General features: G+C 71.7%; 17 protein-coding genes. 5 read left to right on the top strand and 12 right to left on the bottom strand.

Annotated elements, in window-relative coordinates:
- Positions 1-148: 148 nt before the first annotated feature.
- The 5 genes from ABIC30_RS27360 to ABIC30_RS27340 form a co-directional block, all read right to left on the bottom strand.
- Positions 149-2,185: a TonB-dependent siderophore receptor gene (locus tag ABIC30_RS27360; protein WP_020094335.1), complete on the bottom strand. Its 2,037-nt coding sequence runs from the start codon at positions 2,183-2,185 to the stop codon at positions 149-151.
- Positions 2,186-2,759: 574 nt separating this feature from the next.
- The gene (locus tag ABIC30_RS27355) at positions 2,760-3,047 is read right to left on the bottom strand and encodes a DUF8829 domain-containing protein (protein ID WP_020094334.1); all 288 of its coding nucleotides are present in this window, start codon (positions 3,045-3,047) and stop codon (positions 2,760-2,762) included.
- A 98-nt stretch (positions 3,048-3,145) separates the two neighbouring features.
- Positions 3,146-3,490: an AtuA-related protein gene (locus ABIC30_RS27350; protein WP_020094333.1), complete on the bottom strand. Its 345-nt coding sequence runs from the start codon at positions 3,488-3,490 to the stop codon at positions 3,146-3,148.
- Positions 3,491-3,508: 18 nt separating this feature from the next.
- Positions 3,509-4,846, bottom strand: a complete 1,338-nt coding sequence (locus ABIC30_RS27345; RefSeq protein ID WP_234081393.1) for an acyclic terpene utilization AtuA family protein — start codon at positions 4,844-4,846, stop codon at positions 3,509-3,511.
- A gap of 26 nt (positions 4,847-4,872) precedes the next feature.
- The gene (locus ABIC30_RS27340) at positions 4,873-6,198 is read right to left on the bottom strand and encodes a CitMHS family transporter (RefSeq protein ID WP_103985625.1); all 1,326 of its coding nucleotides are present in this window, start codon (positions 6,196-6,198) and stop codon (positions 4,873-4,875) included.
- A 116-nt stretch (positions 6,199-6,314) separates the two neighbouring features.
- Between ABIC30_RS27340 and ABIC30_RS27335 the strand changes: the two genes are divergently transcribed.
- The gene (locus ABIC30_RS27335; protein WP_020094330.1) at positions 6,315-7,241 is read left to right on the top strand and encodes a LysR family transcriptional regulator; all 927 of its coding nucleotides are present in this window, start codon (positions 6,315-6,317) and stop codon (positions 7,239-7,241) included.
- Positions 7,242-7,257: 16 nt separating this feature from the next.
- Here the strand turns inward: ABIC30_RS27335 and ABIC30_RS27330 are convergent, their stop codons facing one another.
- The gene (locus ABIC30_RS27330) at positions 7,258-9,078 is read right to left on the bottom strand and encodes an amidohydrolase (RefSeq protein WP_020094329.1); all 1,821 of its coding nucleotides are present in this window, start codon (positions 9,076-9,078) and stop codon (positions 7,258-7,260) included.
- A 319-nt stretch (positions 9,079-9,397) separates the two neighbouring features.
- Between ABIC30_RS27330 and ABIC30_RS27325 the strand changes: the two genes are divergently transcribed.
- Positions 9,398-9,670, top strand: coding sequence for a hypothetical protein (locus tag ABIC30_RS27325; RefSeq protein WP_020094328.1), 273 nt, complete (start codon positions 9,398-9,400; stop codon positions 9,668-9,670).
- 221 nt (positions 9,671-9,891) lie between these two features.
- Here the strand turns inward: ABIC30_RS27325 and ABIC30_RS27320 are convergent, their stop codons facing one another.
- Both ABIC30_RS27320 and ABIC30_RS27315 read right to left on the bottom strand, forming a co-directional pair.
- Complete coding sequence (locus tag ABIC30_RS27320; protein ID WP_103985626.1) at positions 9,892-11,583, bottom strand: methyl-accepting chemotaxis protein; 1,692 nt, start codon at positions 11,581-11,583, stop codon at positions 9,892-9,894.
- A gap of 284 nt (positions 11,584-11,867) precedes the next feature.
- The gene (locus ABIC30_RS27315; protein WP_091927673.1) at positions 11,868-12,839 is read right to left on the bottom strand and encodes a bifunctional helix-turn-helix transcriptional regulator/GNAT family N-acetyltransferase; all 972 of its coding nucleotides are present in this window, start codon (positions 12,837-12,839) and stop codon (positions 11,868-11,870) included.
- Positions 12,840-13,065: 226 nt separating this feature from the next.
- On the opposite strand from ABIC30_RS27315, the gene ABIC30_RS27310 reads away from it, so the two are divergent.
- Positions 13,066-14,001, top strand: a complete 936-nt coding sequence (locus tag ABIC30_RS27310; RefSeq protein ID WP_056533482.1) for a helix-turn-helix domain-containing protein — start codon at positions 13,066-13,068, stop codon at positions 13,999-14,001.
- Positions 14,002-14,088: 87 nt separating this feature from the next.
- Here ABIC30_RS27310 and ABIC30_RS27305 read toward each other — a convergent pair whose 3' ends face one another.
- The 4 genes from ABIC30_RS27305 to ABIC30_RS27290 all read right to left on the bottom strand — a co-directional run bounded on the left by ABIC30_RS27305 (position 14,089) and on the right by ABIC30_RS27290 (position 21,222).
- The gene (locus ABIC30_RS27305) at positions 14,089-16,227 is read right to left on the bottom strand and encodes a TonB-dependent receptor (RefSeq protein WP_181049185.1); all 2,139 of its coding nucleotides are present in this window, start codon (positions 16,225-16,227) and stop codon (positions 14,089-14,091) included.
- Positions 16,228-16,452: 225 nt separating this feature from the next.
- Positions 16,453-16,899 (bottom strand): nickel-responsive transcriptional regulator NikR, encoded by a 447-nt coding sequence (gene nikR / locus ABIC30_RS27300; RefSeq protein WP_103985627.1) that lies wholly within the window; start codon positions 16,897-16,899, stop codon positions 16,453-16,455.
- A gap of 350 nt (positions 16,900-17,249) precedes the next feature.
- Positions 17,250-18,869, bottom strand: a complete 1,620-nt coding sequence (locus ABIC30_RS27295) for a PepSY-associated TM helix domain-containing protein (protein ID WP_103985628.1) — start codon at positions 18,867-18,869, stop codon at positions 17,250-17,252.
- Positions 18,870-18,879: 10 nt separating this feature from the next.
- A complete protein-coding gene (locus ABIC30_RS27290) occupies positions 18,880-21,222 on the bottom strand; it encodes a TonB-dependent siderophore receptor (protein ID WP_042670930.1) in 2,343 nt (780 codons plus the stop codon).
- Between the two features lie 324 nt (positions 21,223-21,546).
- On the opposite strand from ABIC30_RS27290, the gene ABIC30_RS27285 reads away from it, so the two are divergent.
- Together ABIC30_RS27285 and ABIC30_RS27280 are read left to right on the top strand one after the other, a co-directional pair.
- The gene (locus ABIC30_RS27285; protein ID WP_020094320.1) at positions 21,547-22,371 is read left to right on the top strand and encodes a 2-keto-4-pentenoate hydratase; all 825 of its coding nucleotides are present in this window, start codon (positions 21,547-21,549) and stop codon (positions 22,369-22,371) included.
- Between the two features lie 101 nt (positions 22,372-22,472).
- On the top strand, positions 22,473-22,709 hold the full coding sequence (locus tag ABIC30_RS27280) for a hypothetical protein (RefSeq protein WP_020094319.1): 237 nt from the start codon (positions 22,473-22,475) through the stop codon (positions 22,707-22,709).
- The last annotated feature ends 13 nt before the right edge of the window (positions 22,710-22,722 follow it).

Here is a 22,722-nt window from a genome sequence, read left to right as displayed (position 1 = left end):
AGGGATGCGTCGGATCAGGGACCGCGCGCCGATCCGGCCGGGGCCGACGCTGGCGGGGTCACGGCGGCCGTCCGACGCGGATGCCCGGGCGCGGTCCCGCCGCGTCCGGACCCGCCGCCCCGCGTGGGGGCGACCGCCGGCGAGAGGCTCACCACCGGTATGTGAGGGTCCCGAACACGTTGCGCGGCTCGCTGTACCGGCAGCCATTCACCGTGACGCAGGTGACGTAGGAATGGTCGAGGACGTTGCGGGCGTTGATCTGGGCGCGCCATCCCTTGAGGCTCGGGTCGGCGACGCCGAAATCGTAGAGCGCCACGAGGTCGAACAGGGTCGCCGCGCGCGAGTCGAAGGTCGCGCCCGAGATGTTCGAGCTGCCGACGTAGCGCACGCCGCCGCCGAGCCGCAGGCCCGGGATCCCGAATAGGCCCATGTCGTAGGTGCCGAACAGGCCAGCCTGGTTGTAGGGCACGAGGTCGAGGCGCTGGTTGAAGTTCGCCGCGACCGTGGTCCGCGTCTGCCGGGCATCGGTGTACGAGTAGGAGGCGACCGCCTCCAGCGGGCCGAAATTCGTCCGCGCCTCGGCCTCGAAGCCCTGCGAGCGGACCTGCCCGGCCTGCGTGCTGAAGACCGGGTTGACCGGGTCCGCCACCAGCGCGTTCGTCTGGTTGATCCGGTAGAACGCGGCGCTGAGCAGGGTGTCGGCGCCCGGGACCTCCCAGCGCAGGCCGCCCTCGTACTGCTCGCCGAGCGACGGCTGGAAGGGATTTCCGTTCCGGTCGGTGACCGCGAAGGTCTGGAAGGACTGGCTGTAGGAGACGTAGGGCGCCAGCCCGTAATCGCCGAGATAGAGCAGGCCGAGCCGCCCGCTGAAGGCGCTGTCGTTCTGATCGAGCTGCGCGCCGGTGCGGTAGGTGAGGACCTGCGTGCGCGCGAAGTCCTGGCGGCCGCCGGCCAGGAAGACGAAGCGGTCGAACCTGACCTGATCCTGGACGTAGATACCGACTTGGTCGAGCAGGCTCTTCGAGCCGGTGTTGATCGCGTAATTGATCCGCGGGTAGGTCAGGCCGTAGACCGGGGCGTAGACGTTCAGATTGCCGACGGTGCCGTTGGTGTAGCGCTCCGAGTTCAGGAAGCTGCGGTAGTAGTCGATGCCAGTCAGCAGCGTGTGCGCGGTCGGGCCGATGACGAACTTCGTCTCGAGCGAGGTGTCCGACGCCACGCCCGTCGCGTTCTCATTGCGCATGCTGACGCCGCGCGTCGCGACCTGCCGGTTCGCCAGTAGGGATGTCGGGGTCAGGTAGTCCCAGTCGACCCCCGACTGGTAGTAGCGCAGGGCGTGGCGCAGCCGGACCGAGTCCGAGAAGGCGTGATCGATCTGGTAGCCGATCGCGCCCGACCGGGAATCGTACCGGTCGAAGGCGGGCTCGCCGTAGAACCGGTCGATGGCGAAGCGGGGGAACCGGCCGTTGGGCAGCAGCGTGCCGACCGCCGAGAGCGGCGGCTGGAAGCGCGTGTGGATCTCCTGATAGTAGCCGAGCAGCGTGACGGAGGTCGCCGTCGACGGCCGCCACGTGATCGCGGGCGCGATGTAGCGCTTGTCGTCGGGCGTGTACGCGAGATAGCTGTCGCTGTTCCGGATCAGCCCGGTCAGCCGGTACGACCACGCGCCGTCGTCGGTGAGCGGTCCGGTGAAATCGCCCGACACTTCCTTGCGATTGTACTGGCCGAAGCTGACATTCATCTCGTTGAACGGCGTCTGGAGCGGATGCTTGCTGACGGCGTTGACGATGCCGCCGGGCGAGAGCTGGCCGTACAGGATCGACGCCGCGCCCTTGAGGACCTCCAGGCGCTCCAGCCCGTACGGCTCCTGCGTCCCGTCATAGACGCCCGATTGCAGCTTCAGACCGTCGCGCAGCAGCCCCGAATTGCCCGCCTCGACGGTGAAGCCGCGGATCGTGAAGCCGTCGGAGACCTTGGCGAAGCCGCCCACGGCTTGGCTGCTCAGGCCGGGCGTGTAGGCCAGGGCCTCGGCCAGCGTCGAGGCCCCCTCGTCGCGAATCTGACGGGCGCCCACGACGTTGATCGTCTGCGGCGTCTCGATGATCGGCGTGTCCGTCTTCGTGCCGGACGCGCTCGCCTTGGCGACGTAACCGTTGACCGGCCCGGTCGCCGTGTTGGGCGACAATCCTCCCTGTCCGACAACCTGGATCTCGTCGAGGGTGACAGCAGTCTGTCCGCCGCTCACCGGCTGCGCGGCCAATTCGTCGGCGGGCAACGAGATACCGACGGCCGCCGACAGCAGGAGCGGCCCCCAATACGGGAGGCGCTTCTGTGGTCGATCGGACGGAGCGGGAGCGAAATCGACGCACATGCAGGCAACTCTTGGGCGCTGCAGCCGCCGCGGTCGGATTCGGCTGCGAGACCTCCATCTGTGCGGTCGCCGCACAGGAACGCAATAGGTCAAGCCCGCCTGTGAGCCTATAACGGCAGTTCAGTTGCAGATCAGAGACAAAATCAACATGTAATAATTCTAATTTGCGAGATTTACCCGGACCGCCCCGTCGGGACGAGGCGCGTGAGATCGGAAGAAAAGAGTTGCGCGCAACCTCTCTACTGCGATGTGCTAGTCCTCGCAGGACAACCCGGCAGGGATGGCGGGATCGACGTGATCCGTGACGCGGGCGCGGGGGCCCGCCGAACGACGCCCGGCTCGGGGCCCGGCTCGAGGCCCGGATCGAGGCCCGGCTGGGCGCCCGCTCTCAGACGGCCCAGTCTGCCGCCAGCGCGGCGGCCGCGTACCGGGCGCGCGCCGCGGCGTCGCGCGGGAGCCCGGCGCGCTCGCACCACGCCGCGAAGATCTCCGGCTCGACCGGCACGCGCACGACCTCGACGCCGCTGCGCTGCACCTCCCGTTCCATCTGCTCCGTGGCGACGCGCCAGGTCTCGTAGTCGGGGGGCAGCTTGGCGCCGTCCGCGAGGCTGGTGCGCAGGGCTGGGTACTGCTCCGGGGTGTACCAGGGCAGTCCGACGCGGCGGGGGCGGTCCATCTGGGCTCTTCGAACGGTCACGCTGAACGACCGTCAACGGTCATGGGCGGCCTCTGGTTCGAACCCGCATCGCGATCAGGCCGCGGCCGCCTCGACCCTCACGGTCTCGGGCTTCCGCGTGCGGCTCGGCCGGCGCCGAGGTCCGGGATATCCAGATCGAGGAGCGCGGCGCCGAGGCCCTTGCCGTGCGCGTCGAGGGCGAGCGAGCGGGTGACGCCGCCGCCGAGCGCCCCCGTGAGCACGAAGTTCAGCGCCCCGAGCTTCGGCAGCGCGTAGCGGGTCACGTCGCCGGTCACGATCCCGCGGAAATGCGCCCACACCCGCTCGGCCGTGACGTGCGCCGCGAGGTGCTCGTAATCCGCCGCGTCGTAGGCGATCAGCGCGATGTTCGACGTGTTGCCCTTGTCGCCCGTGCGGGCATGGGCGAGCGCGCGCAGCTTCATCCTCGGGTCTCCCGGCTCTCAGGCTTCAACGACGTGCACGCGCGGCCGGGCGAGGGCGGCCGGGACGAGGACCGACTGCACCGCCACCACCTCGCGGGCCGATTTCCAGGCGCCGCCGCCGCCGGCCGGGCCGTTGGTGTAGAGCGTCTCGACCTCGTTGCCGATCCGCACGGCCTCGGCGTGGGTATCGGTCCGCCCGGCGACCCGCAGGCGGACCTCGTAGGGCTCCCGCCCGCCCGACAGCGCCGCGCCGTGGAGCGCGTCGACGCCGATCAGGTCGCAGCGCAGCTCGGTCGTCGCCACGCCGGTGAGGGCGAGGCGCTCGCGCACCACCGACAGGGCGAGCCGGCCGCGGGCCAGGGCGCCGGGCCCGGCGTAGGAGATCTGCCCCTCGCCGATATAGGAATCCACGTACCCGACCGAGACCTTCAGGAGGCCCGTCGCCGGCGCGCCCGTCGCGCCGCGCACCCGGACGCGGTCGGGGCCGACCTGCTCCATCTCGATCTCGGAGAAGTCGCCGACCACATCCGGCTGGATGTAGCGCGCCGGGTCGTGCACCTCGTAGAGCAGCTGCTCCTTGCAGGTGGCGAGGCTGATCCGGCCGCCCGAGCCCGCGACCTTCGTGATCTCGACCGTGCCGTCCTCGGCCACGATCCCGATGGGGAAGCCGAGGCGCGCGAGGTCCGGTACGTCCTTGCAGCCCGGATCGGCGAAGTAGCCGCCGGTGATCTGGCCGGCGCATTCGAGGAGGTGGCCCGCGAGGGTGCCGCGGCCCAGGCGCTCCCAGTCGTTCATCGCCCAGCCGAAGGCGTGCACCAGGGGGGCCAGGAACAGGGCCGGGTCGCCGACGCGGCCGGTGATGACCACGTCGGCGCCGTCCGCGAGGGCGGCCACGATCGGCGCCGCGCCGAGATAGGCGTTCGCCGAGACGACGCGGTTGCCGAGGCCGGCGACCGGCTCGCCGCTCTCCTCCAGGACGAAGTCGCCCGCCCGCACCGCGTCGAGCAGGTCGTCGCCGGTCACCGCGGCGATCCGCAGGCCGGCGAGGCCCATCTCCCGCGCGAGCGCCCCGGCCTTCCGGGCGGCGGCGACCGGGTTGGCGGCGCCCATGTTGGTGACGATGCGGATGCCGCGGGCCCGGCACGGCCCGAGCACGGCCCGCAGGCGCGCCTCCAGCAGCGGATCGTAGCCGCCCTCGGGGTCGCGCAGCTTCGCCTGCTGCGCCAGCGCGATGGTGCGCTCGGCGAGGCACTCGAACACGAGGTAGTCGAGGTCGCCGCGCTCGGCGAGTTCGACGGCGGGCTCGATGCGGTCTCCGGCATAGCCGGCGCCGGCGCCGAGGCGGACGGTTCTCATGGCGCGCTCTCCGCTGTCAGAGGGGTTCAGATGGGGAAGACGCCGAAGACGACGCAGGCGAGGGTCATCACCACCGAGGCCGCCAGCAGGAACGGGAAGGTGAATCTCTGGTGGTCGGCGAGGTCGATCCCGGTCAGGCCGCAGACCAGGAAGGTCGCGGGCGTCAGCGGGCTGACGGGGAAGCCCGTCGTCATCTGGCCGAGCAGCGCCCCCTGGGCGACCTGGACCGGCGGGACGCCGAGCTGGTGGGCCACCTCCGCCACCACCGGCAGGACGCCGAAGTAGAACGAGTCCGGGTCGAACAGCATCGACAGGGGCATCGACACGAGGCCGAGCCCGAACGGGATGTGGCGCCCCATCTCGGGAGGCACGAAGGTGACGGCCGTCTGGGCCATGGCCCTGAGCATGCCGGTGCCCTGCATGATCCCGGTGAACACGCCGGCGGCGAGGAGGATCGAGGCCATCAGGATCGCGGCCCTGGCGTGCGCGTCGACGCGCTGCCGCTGGGCGTCGACCTGCGGGTAGTTGATGACCAGCGCGAGCGCCGTGCCGAGCATGAACATCAGCGCCGGCGGCACCTTCTCGGCCAGGAACACCATCGTCCCGAGGACCGCGGCCGTGAGGACGATGTTGATCCAGAAGCGGTCGGGCCGGCGCAGGGCCCGCTCCGCGTCGCTGAGGGTCCGGGCGGTCGTGGCCGGGCCGGGCGCGGCCCCCGCGGACCCCGTCGCCCCGGGGACGAGGGCCAGACGGCGCTCCTCCCGCAGGCCGAGCCAGTACGAGGCGGCGAAGATGAAGACGAGCCCGACCGCCTGTACCGGCACGAGGGGCGAGAAGATCTCGGGGATCGGCAGCTTGAGGGCCGCGGAGGCGCGGATCATCGGCCCGGTCCAGGGCAGGAAATTCACCCCCGCCGCCATCGAGGCGGCGCAGGCCAGGACGCGCCGGTCGATGCCGACGCGGTCGTAGAGCGGCAGCATCGCCGGGATGGTGATCAGGAACGTCACCGCGCCCGACCCGTCGAGGTGGATCAGCAGCGCCAGCAGGGTGGTGCCGGGCACGATCCGGGTGGGGCGGGTGCCGACCCGGGCGAGGATCCGGTCGATGATCGGGTCGAGCATCCCGGCATCGCTGACGATGCCGAAGAACAGGATCGCGAACACGAACATGCCGACGACGCCCGCGAGGCTCTGCAGGCCGGCGAGGACGAACTTGCCGGTGTCGAATCCGAACCCGCCGATCAGGGCGGCCGCGACCGGGATGACGATCAGCGCCACGAGGGGCGACATCCGCTTGGTCAGGATGGCGGCGAGCAGCAGCGCGATCGTGCACAGGCCGAGCAGGGCCAGCATCCGTTCCTCCCGTTGGCGCCGGCGTGGTTCGGATCCGCGCCTGTATCGGGTCAGGAAACGGCGGACGGCTTCATGATACAATTGAAAAGATCGGATCGCAGCGATAGCCTGAGATTATGGATCTCAGCCTGCGGCAAGTCCGGGCCTTCGTGTCCGTCGTCCAGGTCGGCAGCTTCACCCGCGCGGCCGCCCTGCTGAACCTGTCGCAGCCCGCCCTGACGGTTCAGGTCCAGCGCCTGGAGGAGATGCTCGACGGGCGGCTCCTCGACCGGACCAGCCGCACCGTCGCGCCGACGCGGCTCGGCCGCGAGCTGCTGCCCGTGTTCGAGCGGGTGCTGCGCGACCTCGACGCCGTGGTGGTCGACACCCGCGACCTCGCGGCACGGCGCCACGGGGTCGTGCGCGTCGCGACGCTGCCGTCCTTCGCGGCGAGCGTGCTGTCCGACGCGATCGTCCGCTTCCGCGCCGAGCACCCCGCCGTGACGTTTCGGATCAAGGACGTCATCGCGCAGCGGGTGCTCGACCTCGTGCGCGACGAGGAGGCGGATCTCGGCATCGTCGGCGGCGACGTCCGCGATCCGGAGATCGGCGTCCTGCACCGGACGCGCGACGCCCTGCACGTGATCTATCCCGCCGATCACCCGATCGGCGCGCTGCCCCGGGTCACGATCGCGGCGCTCGCCGAGCACCCCCTGATCCTGATGGACCCGGCCACGAGCGTGCGGGCGGTGGTCGACCGCGCCTTCGTCGGCTCGGGCCGCCTGCCCCGCGTGGCCTGCGAGGCCACCTACATGATGACCGCTGTCAGCATGGTCCGGGCCGGCCTCGGCCTGACGATCCTCCCGGGCGCGGCGCGGGAGATCCGGGCCGAGCCCCTGCTCCGTTCGCGGCCGATCGACGACCCGCTGTTCGAGCGTCCGGTCTGCCTGATCAAGAAGGCCGGGCGGACGATGCCGCCTGCGGCCGAGGCGTTCTGCCGGTTGGTGGCGGACCGGCTCGCGGATCCGGGCGGGACGGCCGCCGGCGCCGCGCCGGGCCCCTGACCGGTCGGCCAGCTCCTCAGGCCCGGTGCCGCACGACGCCGTCCATCATGGTCAGGGCGACCTTGGTCCGGTGGATCTCGTGCGGATCGATCGTCAGGATGTTGCGGTCGAGGACGATCAGGTCGGCGCGCTTGCCCACCTCCACCGACCCGATCCTGTCGTCCATGCGGAGCTGGTAGGCGGCGCCCATCGTGTTGGCGTGGATCGCCTCCGCGACCGTCAGGCGCTCGTCGGCGGGGCTCAGCACGGGCGCGTCCGGCCGGCCGACCAGCTGCCGCGTCACGCCGACCTGGATCGACGTGAGGGGCTCGTAGGTCGAGACGTAGCCGGCCGCCGGCCAGTCCGTGCCGAAGGAGACCCGCCCGCCCTGCTTCAGGATCGTCCTGGTCCGGTACATCCGGCTGGCGCGACGCGCGCCGTAGCGCGCCATCATGTTCTGCAGCGTGTCGGGATCGGCCGAAGACCAGTTGGCCGAGAACTGCGCGGTCACGCCGAGCCGGGCGAAGCGGGGCGCGTCGCTGTCCTCGACATAGACCAAGTGGGCGATGGCGTGCCGCCGGTCGCGGGCCGGGTTGTTCGCCACGGCCTTCTCGATGGCGTCGAGGGCGACGCGGGCGGTCCGCTCGCCGCAGGCGTGGACGTGGACGTCGAAGCCCGCCGCGTCGACCGCGCCGACGAGGTCGTGCCACTGCGCCTCGGTGAAGGGCGACCCTCCGGTCGAGTCGGGCATGTCGGCGTAGGGCTCGATCAGCCACGCCGTGTAGCCGCCCTGCGAGCCGTCGCCGACGATCTTCACGATGTCGACGTGCACGAGCTCGCCGGAGACCTGCCGACGCACGGCGTTGAACTGCTCGACCGTGTCGTCGATCGGCAGCGACTTCACCGAGTAGGAGGCGGAGACGCGGAACGGCAGCGTGCCGCGCTTCTCGGCCTCCACGTAGAGCGCGATGATGGCGGCCTGATCGCTGCCGACGGGCGGGACGCCCGCGTCGAAGACCGTGGTGATGCCGGCGGCCGCGGCCTTGGGCAGCCAGCCCTCCAGCAGGCTGCCCATGGCGGCGACGCTGATGGGTTCCACGGCGTTGACCAGCCCGAGGACCGCGTTGACCTCGAGCACGTAGCCGGTGGGGTCGCCCTTCTGGTCGCGCGCGTAGTAGCTGAAGCGCGGGATCGGGTCGGGCGTGTCCCGGTCGACGCCGGCCATCGCCAGCGCCTTGGAATTGGCCCACAGGCTGTGCCCGTCGATGGCGAAGAAGAAGGCCGGCCGGTCCGGCAGGATGGCGTCGAGTTCGGCCCGGTTGGGGCCCTCCGGGGGAAACATGTCGACGCGCCACCCGAAGCCGCGGATCGGCCCGGTCGGATGCGCCTTCGCGTAGGACTCGATGGCCGCGAGGACCTGGGCGAGGTTCTCGCGCTGCAGGTCGACCCCGGACGTCAGGAACGCGCCGAGGAAGGGGTGGGTGTGGCCCTCGACGAAGCCGGGCATCAGCAGCCGGCCCTGGAGATCCACCACCTGCGTGGCCGGGCCGGCCAGCGCCAGCGCGCCGGCCGCGTCACCGACATGGACGATGGTGTTGCCGCGCACCGCGACCGCCTCGGCCCAGGGGGCCGGCCCCGCCACCGTGTAGACGGGGCCGTTGTGGAACACGACGTCGGCGGGCCCCGCGGCGGCCGCGCGGCCGCTCCCCGGTTCGGCGCGGGCGCCCGTCGGGACGAGGTCCAGCGCGAGCGCCGTCGCGGTGATGGCCGCGCCCGACCGCAGCACCGCGCGCCGATTGACGGCGCGCCCGCCCCCGAAGGCCTGGAAATGGGGCGCCCAGTCACACGCGACGCACATGCGAGGCTCCCTGTTCCCGGATCCGCTCCCGACGGGACCCGATCCCGCTCTTGTAAATACTTAGCTAATATTTATTAGCGATCGACTAAGATCTGACCGGATAGATTTCGCCCGATGATCGCGCGATCGGATCGGACTGACCGGGCCGGCAGCCGAACCGGTCCGCCAAGCGATCGCTCCGAGCGCAGTCGGGACTCTATCGGCCAGTCGGATTACGGTGGATAGTGGAGCCATCCGGCTCACGACTGGACGAAGGCGGTTTCGGGAGGCGACGGATACTGCCAAGCTGTTTCACGCGCGCTCGACGACGGGAGGTACGATGACCCGAACCCTCTTCCGCTCCGCGGGCCTGGCCCTGCTGAGCCTGGCCGTCCCGGCCACCCTCGCGGCCCAGGGCCTGGCGCCCGACCAGACCGGGACGGGCGGCGGCCCGGCCACGACGATCACGGCGCCGAACACCAACAGCCTCGGCGTGACCAAACCCCCCGGCACGTCCCTCGGCCCGGGCGAGGTGCCGCCGCGCGCCGTGCAGGAGCACGAGCGCGCCCGGCTCAACAAGATCGAGCGCAGCATCTGCGACGGCTGCAACTGAGCGCGGGCGTGGCGGCCCGATCCCCGGGCCGACCGGCGCGCCGAGGCCCCACGCGGGCGGCGGTCCCGGTCGTTGTGCACCGTTCCGGATTATAGATCCGGGAGACAGACGCTCCGGCGGGGCAGCCTCGCCATGCCCCCTCTGCCGTGCGGGAGAGCGGCCCGCACCGCGGACGGCACGGGCTCGGCGATCGCCCCGTCGCGCCTCGATCGGGCGCAGCTCTAGGCGGCCCGGACCTCGTCCAGGAAGCTGCGGACGGCCCGGCTGAGCCCGTCGGACCGGACCGCGAGGGTGCGCGCGGCGTCAAGAACCTGCGTCGCGGCCGATCCGGTCTCGCCGGCCCCCTCGCGCACCGATCCGATATGGCCCGTGACCTGCCGGGTCCCGTGCGCGGCCGCCTGGACGTTCCGCGCGATCTCGCGCGTGGCCGCGCCCTGCTCCTCGATCGCCGAGGCGATGTGGGTGGCGATGCCCGACATGTCGTCGATCGTGCGGCTCACGCCGTGGACCGCCTCCACCGCGCCCCGCGTGGCGGACTGGATCGCGCCGATCCGGGCGGAGATCTCCTGGGTCGCCCGGGCCGTCTGCTCGGCCAGCGTCTTGACCTCGGCGGCCACCACCGCGAAGCCGCGGCCGGCCTCGCCGGCGCGCGCCGCCTCGATGGTGGCGTTGAGGGCGAGGAGGTTGGTCTGGCTCGCCACGCCCGAGATCAGGCCGGCGGCCGCGCCGATCCGGTTGGCGCTGTCGGACAGCTCCCGGATGATGGTGCCGGTCTCCTGCGCGCGGGCGATGGCCGAGGCGGCGATCTCCACCGAATGGGTCACCTGCCCGCTGATCTCCTGCACGGAGGCCGCCATCTCCTCGGTCGCGCTCGCGACCTGCTGGACGTTACCGGAGGTCTGCTCGGCGGCGACCGAGACGCTCGCCGCGAGGGTGTTGGTCTGCGCGGCGATCTCGGTCATCGAGGCGGCGGTCGCCTCCATCTCGGTGGCGGCGGCGGTCAGCTCGTCCGTGAGCGCCCCGGCCTCCCGCTCGAAACCGCGGGTGATGCGGTCGAGCAGCTCGGCGCGGCGCATCTTGGCGGCGTCGGCCTCGGCCTGAAGGGCGGCCAGCCGCCGCGCCTCGATCCCCGAATCCTTGAAGACCTGCACGGCGTCGGCGATCTGGCCGATCTCGTTCCGCTCCCCCTGGTGCGGGATCGCGACCGCGAGGTCCCCGGCCGCCAGCCGCCGCATCGGTTCCAGCACGGCGCGGACACTGGCGGCGATGCTCCGCACGATCAGCGCGCCGAGCGCGGTCGCGAGCACGAGGGCGATGGCGCCGATCGCCAGCATGAGCCGCTTCGCGCCGGAGGCGGCGGCCGCTCCCTGGGCGATCGCCGTCTCGCCGCTGGCGTTGTTGAGCGCCACGATCTCCTCGAGCGCCTGGGAGGCCGCCTTGATGTGGGGGCGGACGCCGACCAAGCTCTCGCGCAGCGCCAGATCCTTGCGGCCCGTCCGCGAGTATTCCAGCACGGCCGGGATCGCCGCTAGGTAGCTCTTCCATTCCCGGTCGAACACGTCGAAGAGCGCGCGCTCCTTCGGACCGTCGATCAGCGGCGCGTAGTTGCGCATCGCGGCGGCCACCGCCTCCGTCTTCTTCGCCAGGGCCGCCTCCTCGGCCCGCATGTGGGCGGCCTCGGGATAGAGGATGTGGTTCACGACGCTGACGCGCACGTCGATCACGTTGCCGCGCAGCTCGCCGGCGTAGCGCACGCTGGGCAGGGTGCCGTTGCCGAGGCGGATCTGGTCCTCGGCGAGATCGCCGACGGCGTGCAGGCCCACGCCGCCGACGAGGAGCAGACAGACGATGAGCAGCCCGAGTGCTCCGACCAGCCGGTGCTGGATCGAGAGTTTCGCGAACCAAGCTTTCATTGTCCGAGCGCAGCTCCAGAGCGAGACCGCCAAGATGGAAGCGTGACGATAAGATTCCGTTACGGGATCTGTTGCTGATGCTCTCACAAACAGATCGCCCAAATCAATTTTCAGTTGAAATCTTCGCGCCCATCATTTTGTCTGTCCGCGCATCGTCACTGCTGAACGAGATCTGACGCAGAGTGCGCGGCTGTCCTCCGCGGATGGGAGCGGCTCGCTGCGGCGCCGCGCGGGCCCGCGCACGGCCGGGAACGGGTCGCCCTCGGCGCGTCGGGCGCGCGGCGTCACAGGGGATAGCGCATGGCCACGTTGCAGCGGGCATAGCGCCGGCCGAACCGGTCCATGATCTCCGGGTCGTGCCGGAACCCGACCTTCTCGTACAGGTGCACGGCGGCCGCGCACTTGGTGTTGGTCAGCAGGTAGAGCGTCTCGATCTCCATGGCCGCGGCGCGGGCCAGCACCGCCCGCAGCAGGTGCTCGCCGGCCTTGCGGCCCCGGGCCCGCGCGGACACGGCCATCTTGGTCAGCTCGTAGCAGCCCGCCTCCGTCCGCATCAGCGCGCAGGTGCCGACGATCCCGAGATCCGCCGACTCAACGAACAGGATGAGCCCGCCGCGGTCCAGGATCTCGCCGCGGGGATCGGACAGGATCCGGCGGTCGTTCTCCTCCAGCGCGAACATCGCCTCGATCCACTCGGCGTTGATGTCGCGGAAGCGGTCCGCCAGCGCGTCCGTGTAGTCCCGGATCGTCAGGCCCGTCGCGGCATCGCCGGCCGCGCCGTCCTGGCGGATGCGGGCCGCGAACGGGACGGCGTCGAGCCTGCGCTCCAGGGCGGCGACCTGGTCCAGTAGGGGGCCCGACAGGCCGGCACACAGGCTCGCGACGGCCCTGTCGACGCGCGGCCAGAGCGCGTCCTTGGCGCGCGCCATCAGGGCCTTGCCCGCACCGCTGAGCGACAGCGCCTTCTGGCGAAGGTCCGCGTCCGACCGCGCCTCTTCGAGCAAGCCGAGCGCGACGAGGCTCGCCGCCGTGCGCGTGGCCGCCGGCTGGCTGACGCCGAGGGCGGCGGCGGCGTCGCCGATGGTCAGCGGTCCGTAGCGGTCGATGGCGGCGAGGAGCGGGAACTGGGCCGGCTGGATGCCGAGCCCCTCGTCCCGCAGGATCCGGGCGGCGTCGGCCTGGAAGCGGTCGGCGAGGCGCTTGAGGCGGCTGCCCAGGAACAGCGGCCCGAGTTCGTCGAGGATGTCTGCCGGCATGTCGGTTCTCCCGACATCAATTATATAACGCGTTATGTTTCTCGCAAGCCCTGGTGGCCCGAAGGTCGTCCCACCGCGGCACTGCCGCGATGGGACGATGGCCCCGGGGTACAGACTGTCACCCCGCGGGAGCGGGTCGCGTCAGATCGTAGATTGTGTCCCGTGCGCACTGGTCGATCGCGCAACGTAAGGTAAAATCACTCAACCCTCGCTCATCGGTCCCGCCGTGAACGTCGTACCCCGTTCCCTCTTCACGACGGATGCCCTGCCGGAGCGCGACCGCTTCGCCGCGTGGCGCGCGCTGTTCGCAGCCCACGACCTCGATGCCGATCCGCACGGCTTCTCGGGCCGGATCGAGACGACGCTGATCGGCCCGATGGCCCTGCGCGTCATGAGCGCCGCACCGCAGGGGCCGGCCCGATCCCGCTCCCGGATCCGGCGCGACGGTCAGGACGGGTTCGTCCTGCACCTCAGCCGGCACGCCTACAGCGTCGAGACCGAACGGGGCGTGGCGGAGGTTCCGGCGGGCGCGGTCAGCCTCAACGACCTGTCGCAGCCGTACCGCCGCAGCCGGGTGCCGGAGACGGACTCGCTGATCCTGGCCGTCCCGCGCGCCTCCATCGCCACCGTGCTGCCGGACGAGGACGCGATGCACGGACTGATCCTGACCGGCGGCGCGGGCCGCCTGCTCGCCGACCATATCCGGAGCCTGGCCGCGCATAGCGGCGCGATCACCGCGACCGACGCCGCCCCGATCGCGCAGGCCACGCTCCACATGGTCGCGGCCTGCGCGCGCCCGAGCCTGGAGGGAGCGGCCCGCGCGGCCGCGCCGCTCGAGGCCGCCCGGCTCAGGGCCGCGAAGCGGTTCATCCGCGGCCAGCTCGACACGCCGCCCCGGATCGACGCGATCGCGCGGGCGCTCGGCATATCGCGCTCCCAGCTCTACCGCCTGTTCGAGCCGGAAGGTGGGGTGGCGCGTTACCGCGCGCGGCAGCGCCTCGCGGCCGTGCGGGCCGCCCTCGACAATCCGCTGGAGCCGCGGTCGATCGGCGCGATCGGGGAGGCCTACGGCTTCGGGAGCGGCGCCCAGCTCAGTCGCGCGTTCCGGGAGACCTACGGCCTGACCCCGCGCGACTACCGGGTCTCGCGCAGCGGCGGCTGACGCGACCGGGACGCCGGGACGAAGTCCGTCGCGGCGTGGGTCTGCCGCGAGGGAGTCGGGACCCGCGTGTCGTCGTGGCGCTGGCGGTCAGAACCGCCCGGCGATCGTCAGGCGCACGGCCGTGGGCTCCACCGGGTGGAAGACGCGGTCGATCAGCCCCTCGGCGGGCTCGCCCGGAAGGCGCGAGACGTAGGCGTAGGTGATCTGGTCGGCCTTGCTGTTCGTCAGATTGAGCACGTCCAGCGAGACGCTCACCCCGGTGTCGAACAGGTAGCCGATGCGGCCGTTGAGCAGGGCGGTCGCCCGGGAGCGGATCGCGTTGTCCTCGATGAGCGGGCGCGGCCCGAAATAGCGGACCCGCAGGCTCCCGAACCAGCCGAGGGGCTCGCCGAAGGTCACGCCCGCCGACGCGATGGTCGTGGGGGCCTCCGGCACCCGGTTGCCCGCCGGGTCGTAGCTGGAGAACCGGGCTTTGGTGATCGTCAGATCCCCGTCCAGGGACAGCCACGGCGTCACCGCGTAGCGGTTCGTCCACTCGACGCCGAACCGGCGGGTCGGGCGGCTCGGCTCCGTGGTGCCGGTGTCGCCCTGGAAGATGTTCTCCGAGGCGAAGTCGAGCCGGAACAGCGCGAGGCTCGTCTCCAGCCCGGCGATCGACCGGTTGCGCAGGCCGAGCTCGTAGCCCGTGGAGGGCACCAGGAAGGGCGACCGGGTGATGTTGAACAGGGGGCTCGCGGGATCGACCGTGGCGGTGACGCCGCGCGCGTCGTTCGAGTGGAAGCCGCCGCCGTAATTCACGTAGATCTCGGTGTCGGACCACGGTCCGAGCACGAGGCCGAGCTTCGGGTTGACGATGCCGTCGGTGGCCCGTCCCGAGTTCGCCGGCGTGTCCGAGCGGACGTCGGCGTAGTAGCCGTCCGCCCGCACGCCGACGCTCGTGCGCAGCCACTCGGTCCAGCGCACCCGCGTGTCGAGGTAGAGGGCGCCGCTCGATTCCAGCACGCGGTCGTCGAGCACGGTCGAGCGGTACTGGCGGAAGGCGGTGTTGAACAGGCCGACGCGGATCGAGTCCGTCCGCGTCTGGGCGCCGACCTCGACCTCCAGCGGCCGGCCGAACAGGTCGCCCTGGAAGTTGTGCAGCACCTCGCCGCCGCCGAGGACGCGCTGGTCGAGCTGGTGGAACTGGTCGCCGCCGACGGGATCGTTGAGGAAGTAGGTGAAGTCGTTGAACAGGTTCATCTGGTAGCGGATCACGTAGGCCGAGGCCCGGGTGATGCCGGTGTCGTCCGTCGCGCTGAACCGCCCCGACAGGGAGAAGCGGGCGGTGTCGCCGCCATCCGTGGGGTTGAGGGTGCCGTAGCGGCCGATCAGGCCCGCGCCGACGGCCCGCTCCGGGATCTGGTTGGTGGCCGTCCAGCGGGACGCGTAGGCCATGCCGGTGACCGCGAACCCGTCCAGCGCCGTGCCCTGGCTGTAGCGGGCGACGCCGTTGAGCTTGCGCAGCGCGTCCGGGACGGTCCACGGCCCGTCGTAGACCTGCGCCTCGCCGGCCACCAGCAGGGTGCCCTCGCCCAGCGGGGCCGAGGCGATCGACAGGGCCCGCTTGTAGCCGAAGCTGCCGATCGAGGTCAGCGCGAGATTCTCCCGCACGGTGTCGAGATAGTCGATGCGCACCGAGCCCGCGGAGGCGAAGTCGCCGTCGCGCACGAAGTACGGCCCCTTGTGGTACTCCACCGCGCCGACGAGTTCGGGGATGAGGAAGTTGAGGTCGGCGTAGCCCTGGCCGTGGGCGTGGGTGCGCATGTTGACCGGCATGCCGTCGACGCTGATGGCGATGTCGGTCCCGTGGTCGAGGTTGAAGCCGCGCAGGAAGTACTGGTTGGCCTTCCCCTCCCCGCTGTGCTGGGTGACGATCAGGCCCGGCACTGCCTCCAGCACCTCGCCGGGCCGCGTGACCGGGCGGGCGTTGAGGACCGCCCCGCCGATGAGGCCGGCGCTGGCCGCGTCGACGCTCAGCAGGGCGCCGCCGATCCCGGTGACGCCGCCGACATAGCCCGCGCTGGCGCCGGGCCCGTCCGTCGCGGGGATGACTGGAGGCGCCGCGGGGACCACCGAGATCTCGGACAGGGTGACGGCCGACGGTGTCGGGGCGCCCTCACCCGGCGCCGCCCAGCCGCGCCCGGCGGTCGCGACGACGAGGCCGCCCGCGGCGAGCAGCCGGGTCACGGCGCGGAAGCCGGGGGCGGCAGGCCGGTGGCAGCAGACAGGACGGGAAGTCGAGCGGGAAGTCGGGCGGGACACCGGCAGACCGGGCGAGGCGTGGCGATCCCCGGACTCTCGCACGCCGCCCGTATGATAAACATACGAAAAAATCATACGGGCGGATTAGGCCGGCCGTGTTGCGCGTGGGGCGCAGTCGATGGGGCGCCGGATCGCGGGCGGGGGGCGCCCTCACCCCGGGCCGTCGTCGCCGTGGCCCGGATGGGTGCGGGCGTCGTCACCCTCCGGGATGAGGTGCAGGTGACCGTAGCGGACGCCGCGCTGCGTGACGACGGCGTCGGCGTAGCTCTGCATCCGGGCCACCGGCCCGCGCAGGACCGCCACCTCGAGGCACGCGTCGTGGGTCAGGTGCACGTGCAGGCTGGCGATCGAGACGCCGTGCTCATGCCCCTCGCCGGTCAGCCGACGGGCCAGGTCGCGGGTGCCGTGGCTGTAGACGTAGCTCAGGGCCCCGTAGCAGGCCGCCGATCCGCCGGTCTCCGCGGCGCGGGCCGGCGCCAGGGCGTCGCGGACGATGTCGCGCACCGCCTCCGAGCGGCTGCCGTAGCCGCGCCGCGCGCAGAGGTCGTCGACCGCCGTCAGCAGGGCGTCGTCGATGGTGATGGTGATGCGCTGCATGCCCGTCCTGCCGCTCCCGTGGCCTTCTGGTACGGGGACGCGGGGCCCGTGAACAGCCGCCGGGCCCGCATCGCCCGGCGCGGCAGAAAAAGAGCCCCGAGGGCCGCGCCTCGAGGCTCAAGTTCTGGGTCTCGGGGACATGTCCAGCGTGCGCTTGGGATGGACCGCGCTGGAACGCCTGGGCCGAAGGATCAAGGGCGTGAAAATCGACGACACAGGCGCGACCGGCTGGCATGCCGGCCGAACCATTCTGCACAGATACAGTCGACGCGCATCCGATATATGTCAGACTTCGGGAGTTATTTTGAATTAATTCGCCGCACTGGGTTCAATATACCAGTTCAATTTTATCATATCGGCTCCCGATCTCCCGGTACCGGCATGCCGGGCCGGGCCTGCTCCCGCCGCGCGTGCCCCGCGATCGAGAGCCCCGCGGCCTTCGCGGGGCCGCGGGACGCTCCGCCGCGCCGCGCGATCGTGCGGACCGCGAGCAGGATGAGGGCGGCTAGGGCCAGCATCGCGCCGTCGAAGGCGAGGAAGACCGGCTCGACCGGCGCGGCGCCACCGAACCGGAGCGCGACGAGGCGCCCGACATCCGCGGCCGCGACGGCGCCGTACAACGCGGCCGCCGCCGTCAGCGTCTCCGGCCAGACCCGCCCGGCCGGGCGTAGGAGCGCCGCCACGGCGACGAGCAGCCAGACGGCGAAGAAGGCCCCGACCTCCCACTCCGCCCGCGCGGGCAGCGCGGCGGGGAGTAGCCGGTTGGCCAGGAAATAGGCGGCGACGGCCGCGGGCAGGCCGGCGATCGTCGCGACGTTCAGGCCCTGGACGAGGCGCAGGCCGAAGCCCCGGGGCGCGTCCCCCTTGGGCAGGCGCGCCACCGCCCAGAGCAGCAGCCCGGTCGCCACCATGGCGCTGCCGGCGAGGCCGCACAGGAAGAACAGCACCCGCAGGGCCGGGCCGGCGAAGTGCGCCTCGTGCAGGCCGACCATCGCGGTGAACGTCTTGGTCGCCGGCCGCAGGCCGCCCGCGCGCACCTCCAGGACCGCGCCCGTCACGCCGTCGAAGGCGATCTGCGGGTGCTCGTGGGAGAGGCCGTGCGGCTCCTCGAACACCGCCACCACGGTGGCGCGCGCGTCCGCCGGGTTGACCACCGTGATCCGCTCCAGGGGTTCCGGCCGCATCGCCAGGGCGCGGAGCACCAGCGGCCCGACCGGCACGAGCGTGCCGGGCTGGCCGGCGGGCGAGCGCGGCGCGGTGATCTGGCCGGACTCGGCGAAGTAGCGCTGGCTGTCGCCGCGATAGGCCGTGTTCAGGCCCCAGGGCACGTACATCACCATGAGGGTGGCGAGCCCGGTATAGGTGATCATCAGGTGGAACGGCAGGGCGAGCACGCCCGTGACGTTGTGCGCGTCGAGCCAGCCCCGCTGGGCGGACTTGTCCCGCCGGAAGGTGAAGAAGTCGGCGAAGATGCGCCGGTGGGTGACGATCCCCGAGATCAGCGCCACCAGCATGATCATCGCGCAGGCGCCGACGATCCAGCGGCCCCAGAGCGGCGGCAGGTTCAGCTCGAAGTGGAAGCGGTAGAGGAAGTCGCCGCCGCGCGTCGCCCGCACCGCCGCCGGCGCGCCGCTGTCGGGATCCAGGAGGACGTGGCCGGGCGGCCGGCCCGGGCCGGTCCGCCAGAACAGCTCCAGCACCGGCCGGTCCGGCCGCGGCAGCGCGAGGAACCACGTCCGCGCGCCGCCCGCATTAGCCTGCAGGTGGGCGACGCCGCGCTCGGCCGCCGCCGCGAGCTCCGCCGGCCCGAAGGTCCGGTCGGTGCGGAGCTCGGGCCGCATCCACTGCGAGATCTCGGGCCGGTAGTAGCTCGCCGTGCCCGTCACGAAGACGGCGAACAGCACCCAGCCGACGACGAGGCCCGACCAGGCGTGGAGCCACGCCATCGACTGCCGGAAGGTCTTGCCCACGGCGGCCGCCTCACCAGCGGTAGCGCAGGGTCGCGTAGACCGTGCGCGGCAGGCCGTAATAGCAGCCCGAGTAGGTGAAGCAGCCGGTCACGTAGCGCTCGTCGAGCAGGTTCTGCACGTTGATCTGCGCGCTGAGGCCGGCGAGCCGCGGGTCGAGGTGCTTCATGTCGTAGGAGGCGACGGCGTCGACCAGCACGCTCTCGGGCACCTGGAACGTGTTGGCGGGATCGCCCCAGGACGGGCCGAGGTAGCGCACGCCGCCGCCGAGGCCGAGGCCGATGAGCGGGCCGTCGGTGAAGCGGTAGTCGACGAACAGCGAGGCCGTCGTGTCCGGCACCTGCACCGGCCGCAGCCCCTGGAGCGGCACCTGCCGGCGGGTCAGGTCGTTCGTGGTGAAGCCGGTGTCGCGGACGTTGCGGATGTCGAGGAGCGAGAAGCCGCCGATCAGGCTGAGGCCCTCGGCGAGGGTGGCCCGCGCCTCGAACTCGACACCCTGCACGCCGACCTCGCCGGTCTGCACGACGAAGCCGGGATTGACCGGGTCGGTGGTGGTGGCGTTCGAGCGGCGGATGTCGAAGAACGCGGTGGTCAGCAGGATGTCGGTGCCGGGCGGCTGGTACTTGATGCCGGCCTCGTACTGGTTGCTGGCGATCGGGACGGGGATGCGCCCGGCCGAGCCGAAGGCCGCGTCGAAGATCCGCCCGTTGACGATCGGCTCGAACGCCTCGCTGTAGGAGACGTACGGGGCGACGCCGCTGTCGAACAGGTAGAGCAGGCTGGCGCGGCCGGTGAAGGCCTCGGCCGGGACGTCCTGGATGGTCAGCCCGTTCGGCGCGAAGGTGCGGGTCGGGCCGGTCTGCCGGGCGGTGTCGTAGCGGCCGCCGAGCGTCAGGATGAAGCGGTCGAACTTCGCCTGATCCTGGAAGTACACGCCGGTCTGCTGCGCGTCGATCCGCGAGGTCGACGTGAAGGCGGGGAACCGGATCGGCAGGTCGTGGTCGGGGGCGAGGGCGTTCAGGCTCGTCGTCGCCGGGAACGGGCCGGTGACGGACCGCGTGCTGAAGGTCCGGTGGTCGACGCCGAGCAGCGCCGTGTGGGCGATCGGGCCGGTGTCGAAATCGGCGATGAAGTTGTTGTCCATCGTGTAGGCTTCGATGTCGACCTGGGTGCCGCCGACCGAGCGACCGATGGTCGGCCCGCTCGTGTACGGGCCGTTGACGTCGCCGAAGGTCGTGAACACGCTGCGGTAGTCGCCGTTCGAGCGCAGGTAGCGGCCGGCCGAGTGGAAGCGCAGGTTCTCGGTGATCCGGTGGTCGAACAGGTACTCGACGGAGGCCTGGGTGCGGTCGGAGCGCTCGATGGTGCGGTCGCCGTCGTAGAAGTTCACCGGCAGCCGGCCGAAGACGCCGCTGCCGAAATTGCGCGGGAACACCGTGCCGACGGCCGGGAAGCCGCCGTAGAAGCCCGAGAACGGGTCGCGCTGGTAGTTGGCGATGATCGTGAGCGAGGTGTCGGCGGAGGGCCGCCACGTGAGGCTCGGGTTGATGAAGGCGCGCTCGACCTTGGTGGTCACGGCCGGGCCGTCGCCGTTCCAGCCGAGGCCGATGACCCGGTAGGCGAACTGGTCGGCGAGACCCGGGATGTCGGACGCGATCGGGCCGCCGACGTCGAAGCCGCCGCGGACCTCGCTGAAGCCGCCGCCCTGGACGAAGATCTCGCCGTGGCGGACGAATTGCGGGACCTTCGAGACGAGGTTGACGAGGCCGCCCGGACCGGACTGCCCGTAGAGGACCGAGGCCGGCCCCTTGATGATGTCGACCCGCTCCAGGCGGTAGGGATCGACGCTGGGGAAGGCGTCGCGGTTACCGGGCAGCGCCATGTTGTCGAGGAAGATCGGCGCGGTGAAGCCGCGGATGTAGAACTGCTCCAGGCGCGTCGAGCCGGCGCCGCCCCGCTGCTCGGTGGTGACGCTCGGCGTGAAGCGCAGCGCCTGGTTGATGGTCAGGGCGTTCTGATCCTCGATCTGCTGGCGCCCGATGACCGACACCGACTGCGCGGTCTCCAGGATCGGCGTGTCGGTCTTCGTGCCGACCGTACTGCGGCTGGCAACGTAGCCGGGCACCGGCCCGGTGGCCCCGCCGCGCCCGTACAGGTCGCTGTTCAGGCTGCGCCCGCGCGCCTCGCCCGTCACGCTGAGTTCGGACAGCTCGATGTCCGTGGCGGGCGCGGGCTGGGCGAGCGCGGCCGCCCCGAGCGTGAGTATAGATGTCGACGATACAAACCCGATTCGGAGCAGCCTCTCCGCACGATCGAACGCGCGCGACCCGGCCCGGTCACTGACATATCTCGACATTGTACCGACTCTAAACAAGAATTACTGGGCGAAGATACGCGCCGATGCCCAGCTATCACGGATCCGTGAGCAGTATGTGCCTCCGATGACACATCTTTAAGAAACGTATTTTGGTATTCCTCTAATGAAAATATGCTGCGGGCGGCGGGGCCGGGAGCGAACGCCCCGGGAGCGCGCTCCGCGCGGGGGACGGGCCGGCGAGCGTCGGCGGCGCAGCGACAGAGCGCGCGTTCCCGGCGACGGTCACCTCGGGTAAGATCGGCCGGCCGCGCTGGAGGCGGCCCGGCGCGGGTGCCGCCCCGTCGGCCCTCACGCCGTGCGCCGATGACCGAGCCGATCTCCGCCGCGGCCCATGCCCGCACGATCCTCTCCGCGCACGAGCATCGCCGCCCGATCGCGCCGCTGACCGACTGGGATCCGGCCCTCGACCTGCCGGCGGCCTACCGGGTGGCCGAGGCGGTCCGGGTCCTGCGCGGGGAGCGCGGCGAGCGGCCGGTCGGCTACAAGATCGGCTTCACCAACACGACCCTGTGGGAGCGCTACGGCGTCCGCGCGCCGATCTGGGGGCACGTCTACGACACGACCCTGCGCGACCGGGCCGCCCTGTCGGGGCCGGTGCCGCTCGCCGCCTTCGTCGAGCCGCGGATCGAGCCGGAGATCGTGTTCGGGCTGGCGCGCGCGCCCGAGCCCGGCATGGATGCCGCGGCGCTGATCGCCTGCCTCGACTGGGCGGCGAGCGGCTTCGAGATCGTGCAGTCGCTCTATCCGGGCTGGCGCTTCGCGGCGCCCGACACCGTCGCGGCCTTCGGGCTGCACGGGCTGCTGGTGGTGGGCGAGCGGGTGCGGATCACCGCGGACGCGCGATCGGCCTGGCTCGGCGAACTCGCCGGCTTCACCGTCGAGCTACTGCGGGACGGGGCCGTCGCGGACCGGGGCGGTGGCGGCTGCGTGCTCGGGACGGGGCCGCTCGCGGCCCTGGCCCACCTCGTCGATGCGCTGGCTAACGATCCGGTGGCCCCACCGCTCGACGCCGGGACTGTCGTCACGACGGGCACGCTGACGGACGCGCTGCCCGTCGCCTCCGGGCAGCGCTGGCGCACGCGCCTCGACGGGCTGCGGCTTCCCGGCATCGACCTTGCCCTGATCTGAGAGACCCGGCACGGGTTATCGTGCCGGGTGCGTGCGGTTTCCCGGCCGGCTCCGGGTCTCAGGCATTGGTGATGGTTAGCCGACATGCCAAATGCTGGACCATGCCTGGACGCCTGCGGCGACGCCACACGACCTTCCTCGTCTCCGTGACCGCGGAGGGCGCCGGCGCGGCGCCCGGCGCCACGGTCTACGCAGTGATGAAGCCCAGCGCCGAGGAGGCGGTGGAGGCCGTCCGCGCCCTCGCCGGCCCGTCGGCCAGCCTCGCGATCGTGGGGAGCCTGTCCACCCGGATCGCCAAGGCCCTCAAGCTGAAACCCGACACGCCGCGGGTGGTCTGAGCCGCCCGGCGGC

The organism is Methylobacterium sp. 1030 (assembly GCF_040544715.1).
GTDB lineage: Bacteria > Pseudomonadota > Alphaproteobacteria > Rhizobiales > Beijerinckiaceae > Methylobacterium.
Note: the sequence above shows the minus strand (reverse complement) of the source record. Positions and strands in the feature narration are given on the sequence as shown.

What these genes read in the sequence shown, in the direction of transcription:
- ABIC30_RS27340 (WP_103985625.1), bottom strand. Translation starts at nt 6,198, where the DNA reads ATGCTGGCCCTGCTCGGCCTGTGCACGATCGCGCTGCTGCTCGCCGCC.
- ABIC30_RS27355 (WP_020094334.1), bottom strand. Translation starts at nt 3,047, where the DNA reads ATGGACCGCCCCCGCCGCGTCGGACTGCCCTGGTACACCCCGGAGCAG.
- ABIC30_RS27335 (WP_020094330.1), top strand. Translation starts at nt 6,315, where the DNA reads ATGGATCTCAGCCTGCGGCAAGTCCGGGCCTTCGTGTCCGTCGTCCAG.
- ABIC30_RS27315 (WP_091927673.1), bottom strand. Translation starts at nt 12,839, where the DNA reads ATGCCGGCAGACATCCTCGACGAACTCGGGCCGCTGTTCCTGGGCAGC.
- ABIC30_RS27280 (WP_020094319.1), top strand. Translation starts at nt 22,473, where the DNA reads ATGCCTGGACGCCTGCGGCGACGCCACACGACCTTCCTCGTCTCCGTG.
- ABIC30_RS27350 (WP_020094333.1), bottom strand. Translation starts at nt 3,490, where the DNA reads ATGAAGCTGCGCGCGCTCGCCCATGCCCGCACGGGCGACAAGGGCAAC.
- ABIC30_RS27290 (WP_042670930.1), bottom strand. Translation starts at nt 21,222, where the DNA reads ATGTCGAGATATGTCAGTGACCGGGCCGGGTCGCGCGCGTTCGATCGT.
- ABIC30_RS27325 (WP_020094328.1), top strand. Translation starts at nt 9,398, where the DNA reads ATGACCCGAACCCTCTTCCGCTCCGCGGGCCTGGCCCTGCTGAGCCTG.
- ABIC30_RS27320 (WP_103985626.1), bottom strand. Translation starts at nt 11,583, where the DNA reads ATGAAAGCTTGGTTCGCGAAACTCTCGATCCAGCACCGGCTGGTCGGA.
- ABIC30_RS27285 (WP_020094320.1), top strand. Translation starts at nt 21,547, where the DNA reads ATGACCGAGCCGATCTCCGCCGCGGCCCATGCCCGCACGATCCTCTCC.
- nikR (WP_103985627.1), bottom strand. Translation starts at nt 16,899, where the DNA reads ATGCAGCGCATCACCATCACCATCGACGACGCCCTGCTGACGGCGGTC.
- ABIC30_RS27345 (WP_234081393.1), bottom strand. Translation starts at nt 4,846, where the DNA reads ATGAGAACCGTCCGCCTCGGCGCCGGCGCCGGCTATGCCGGAGACCGC.
- ABIC30_RS27330 (WP_020094329.1), bottom strand. Translation starts at nt 9,078, where the DNA reads ATGTGCGTCGCGTGTGACTGGGCGCCCCATTTCCAGGCCTTCGGGGGC.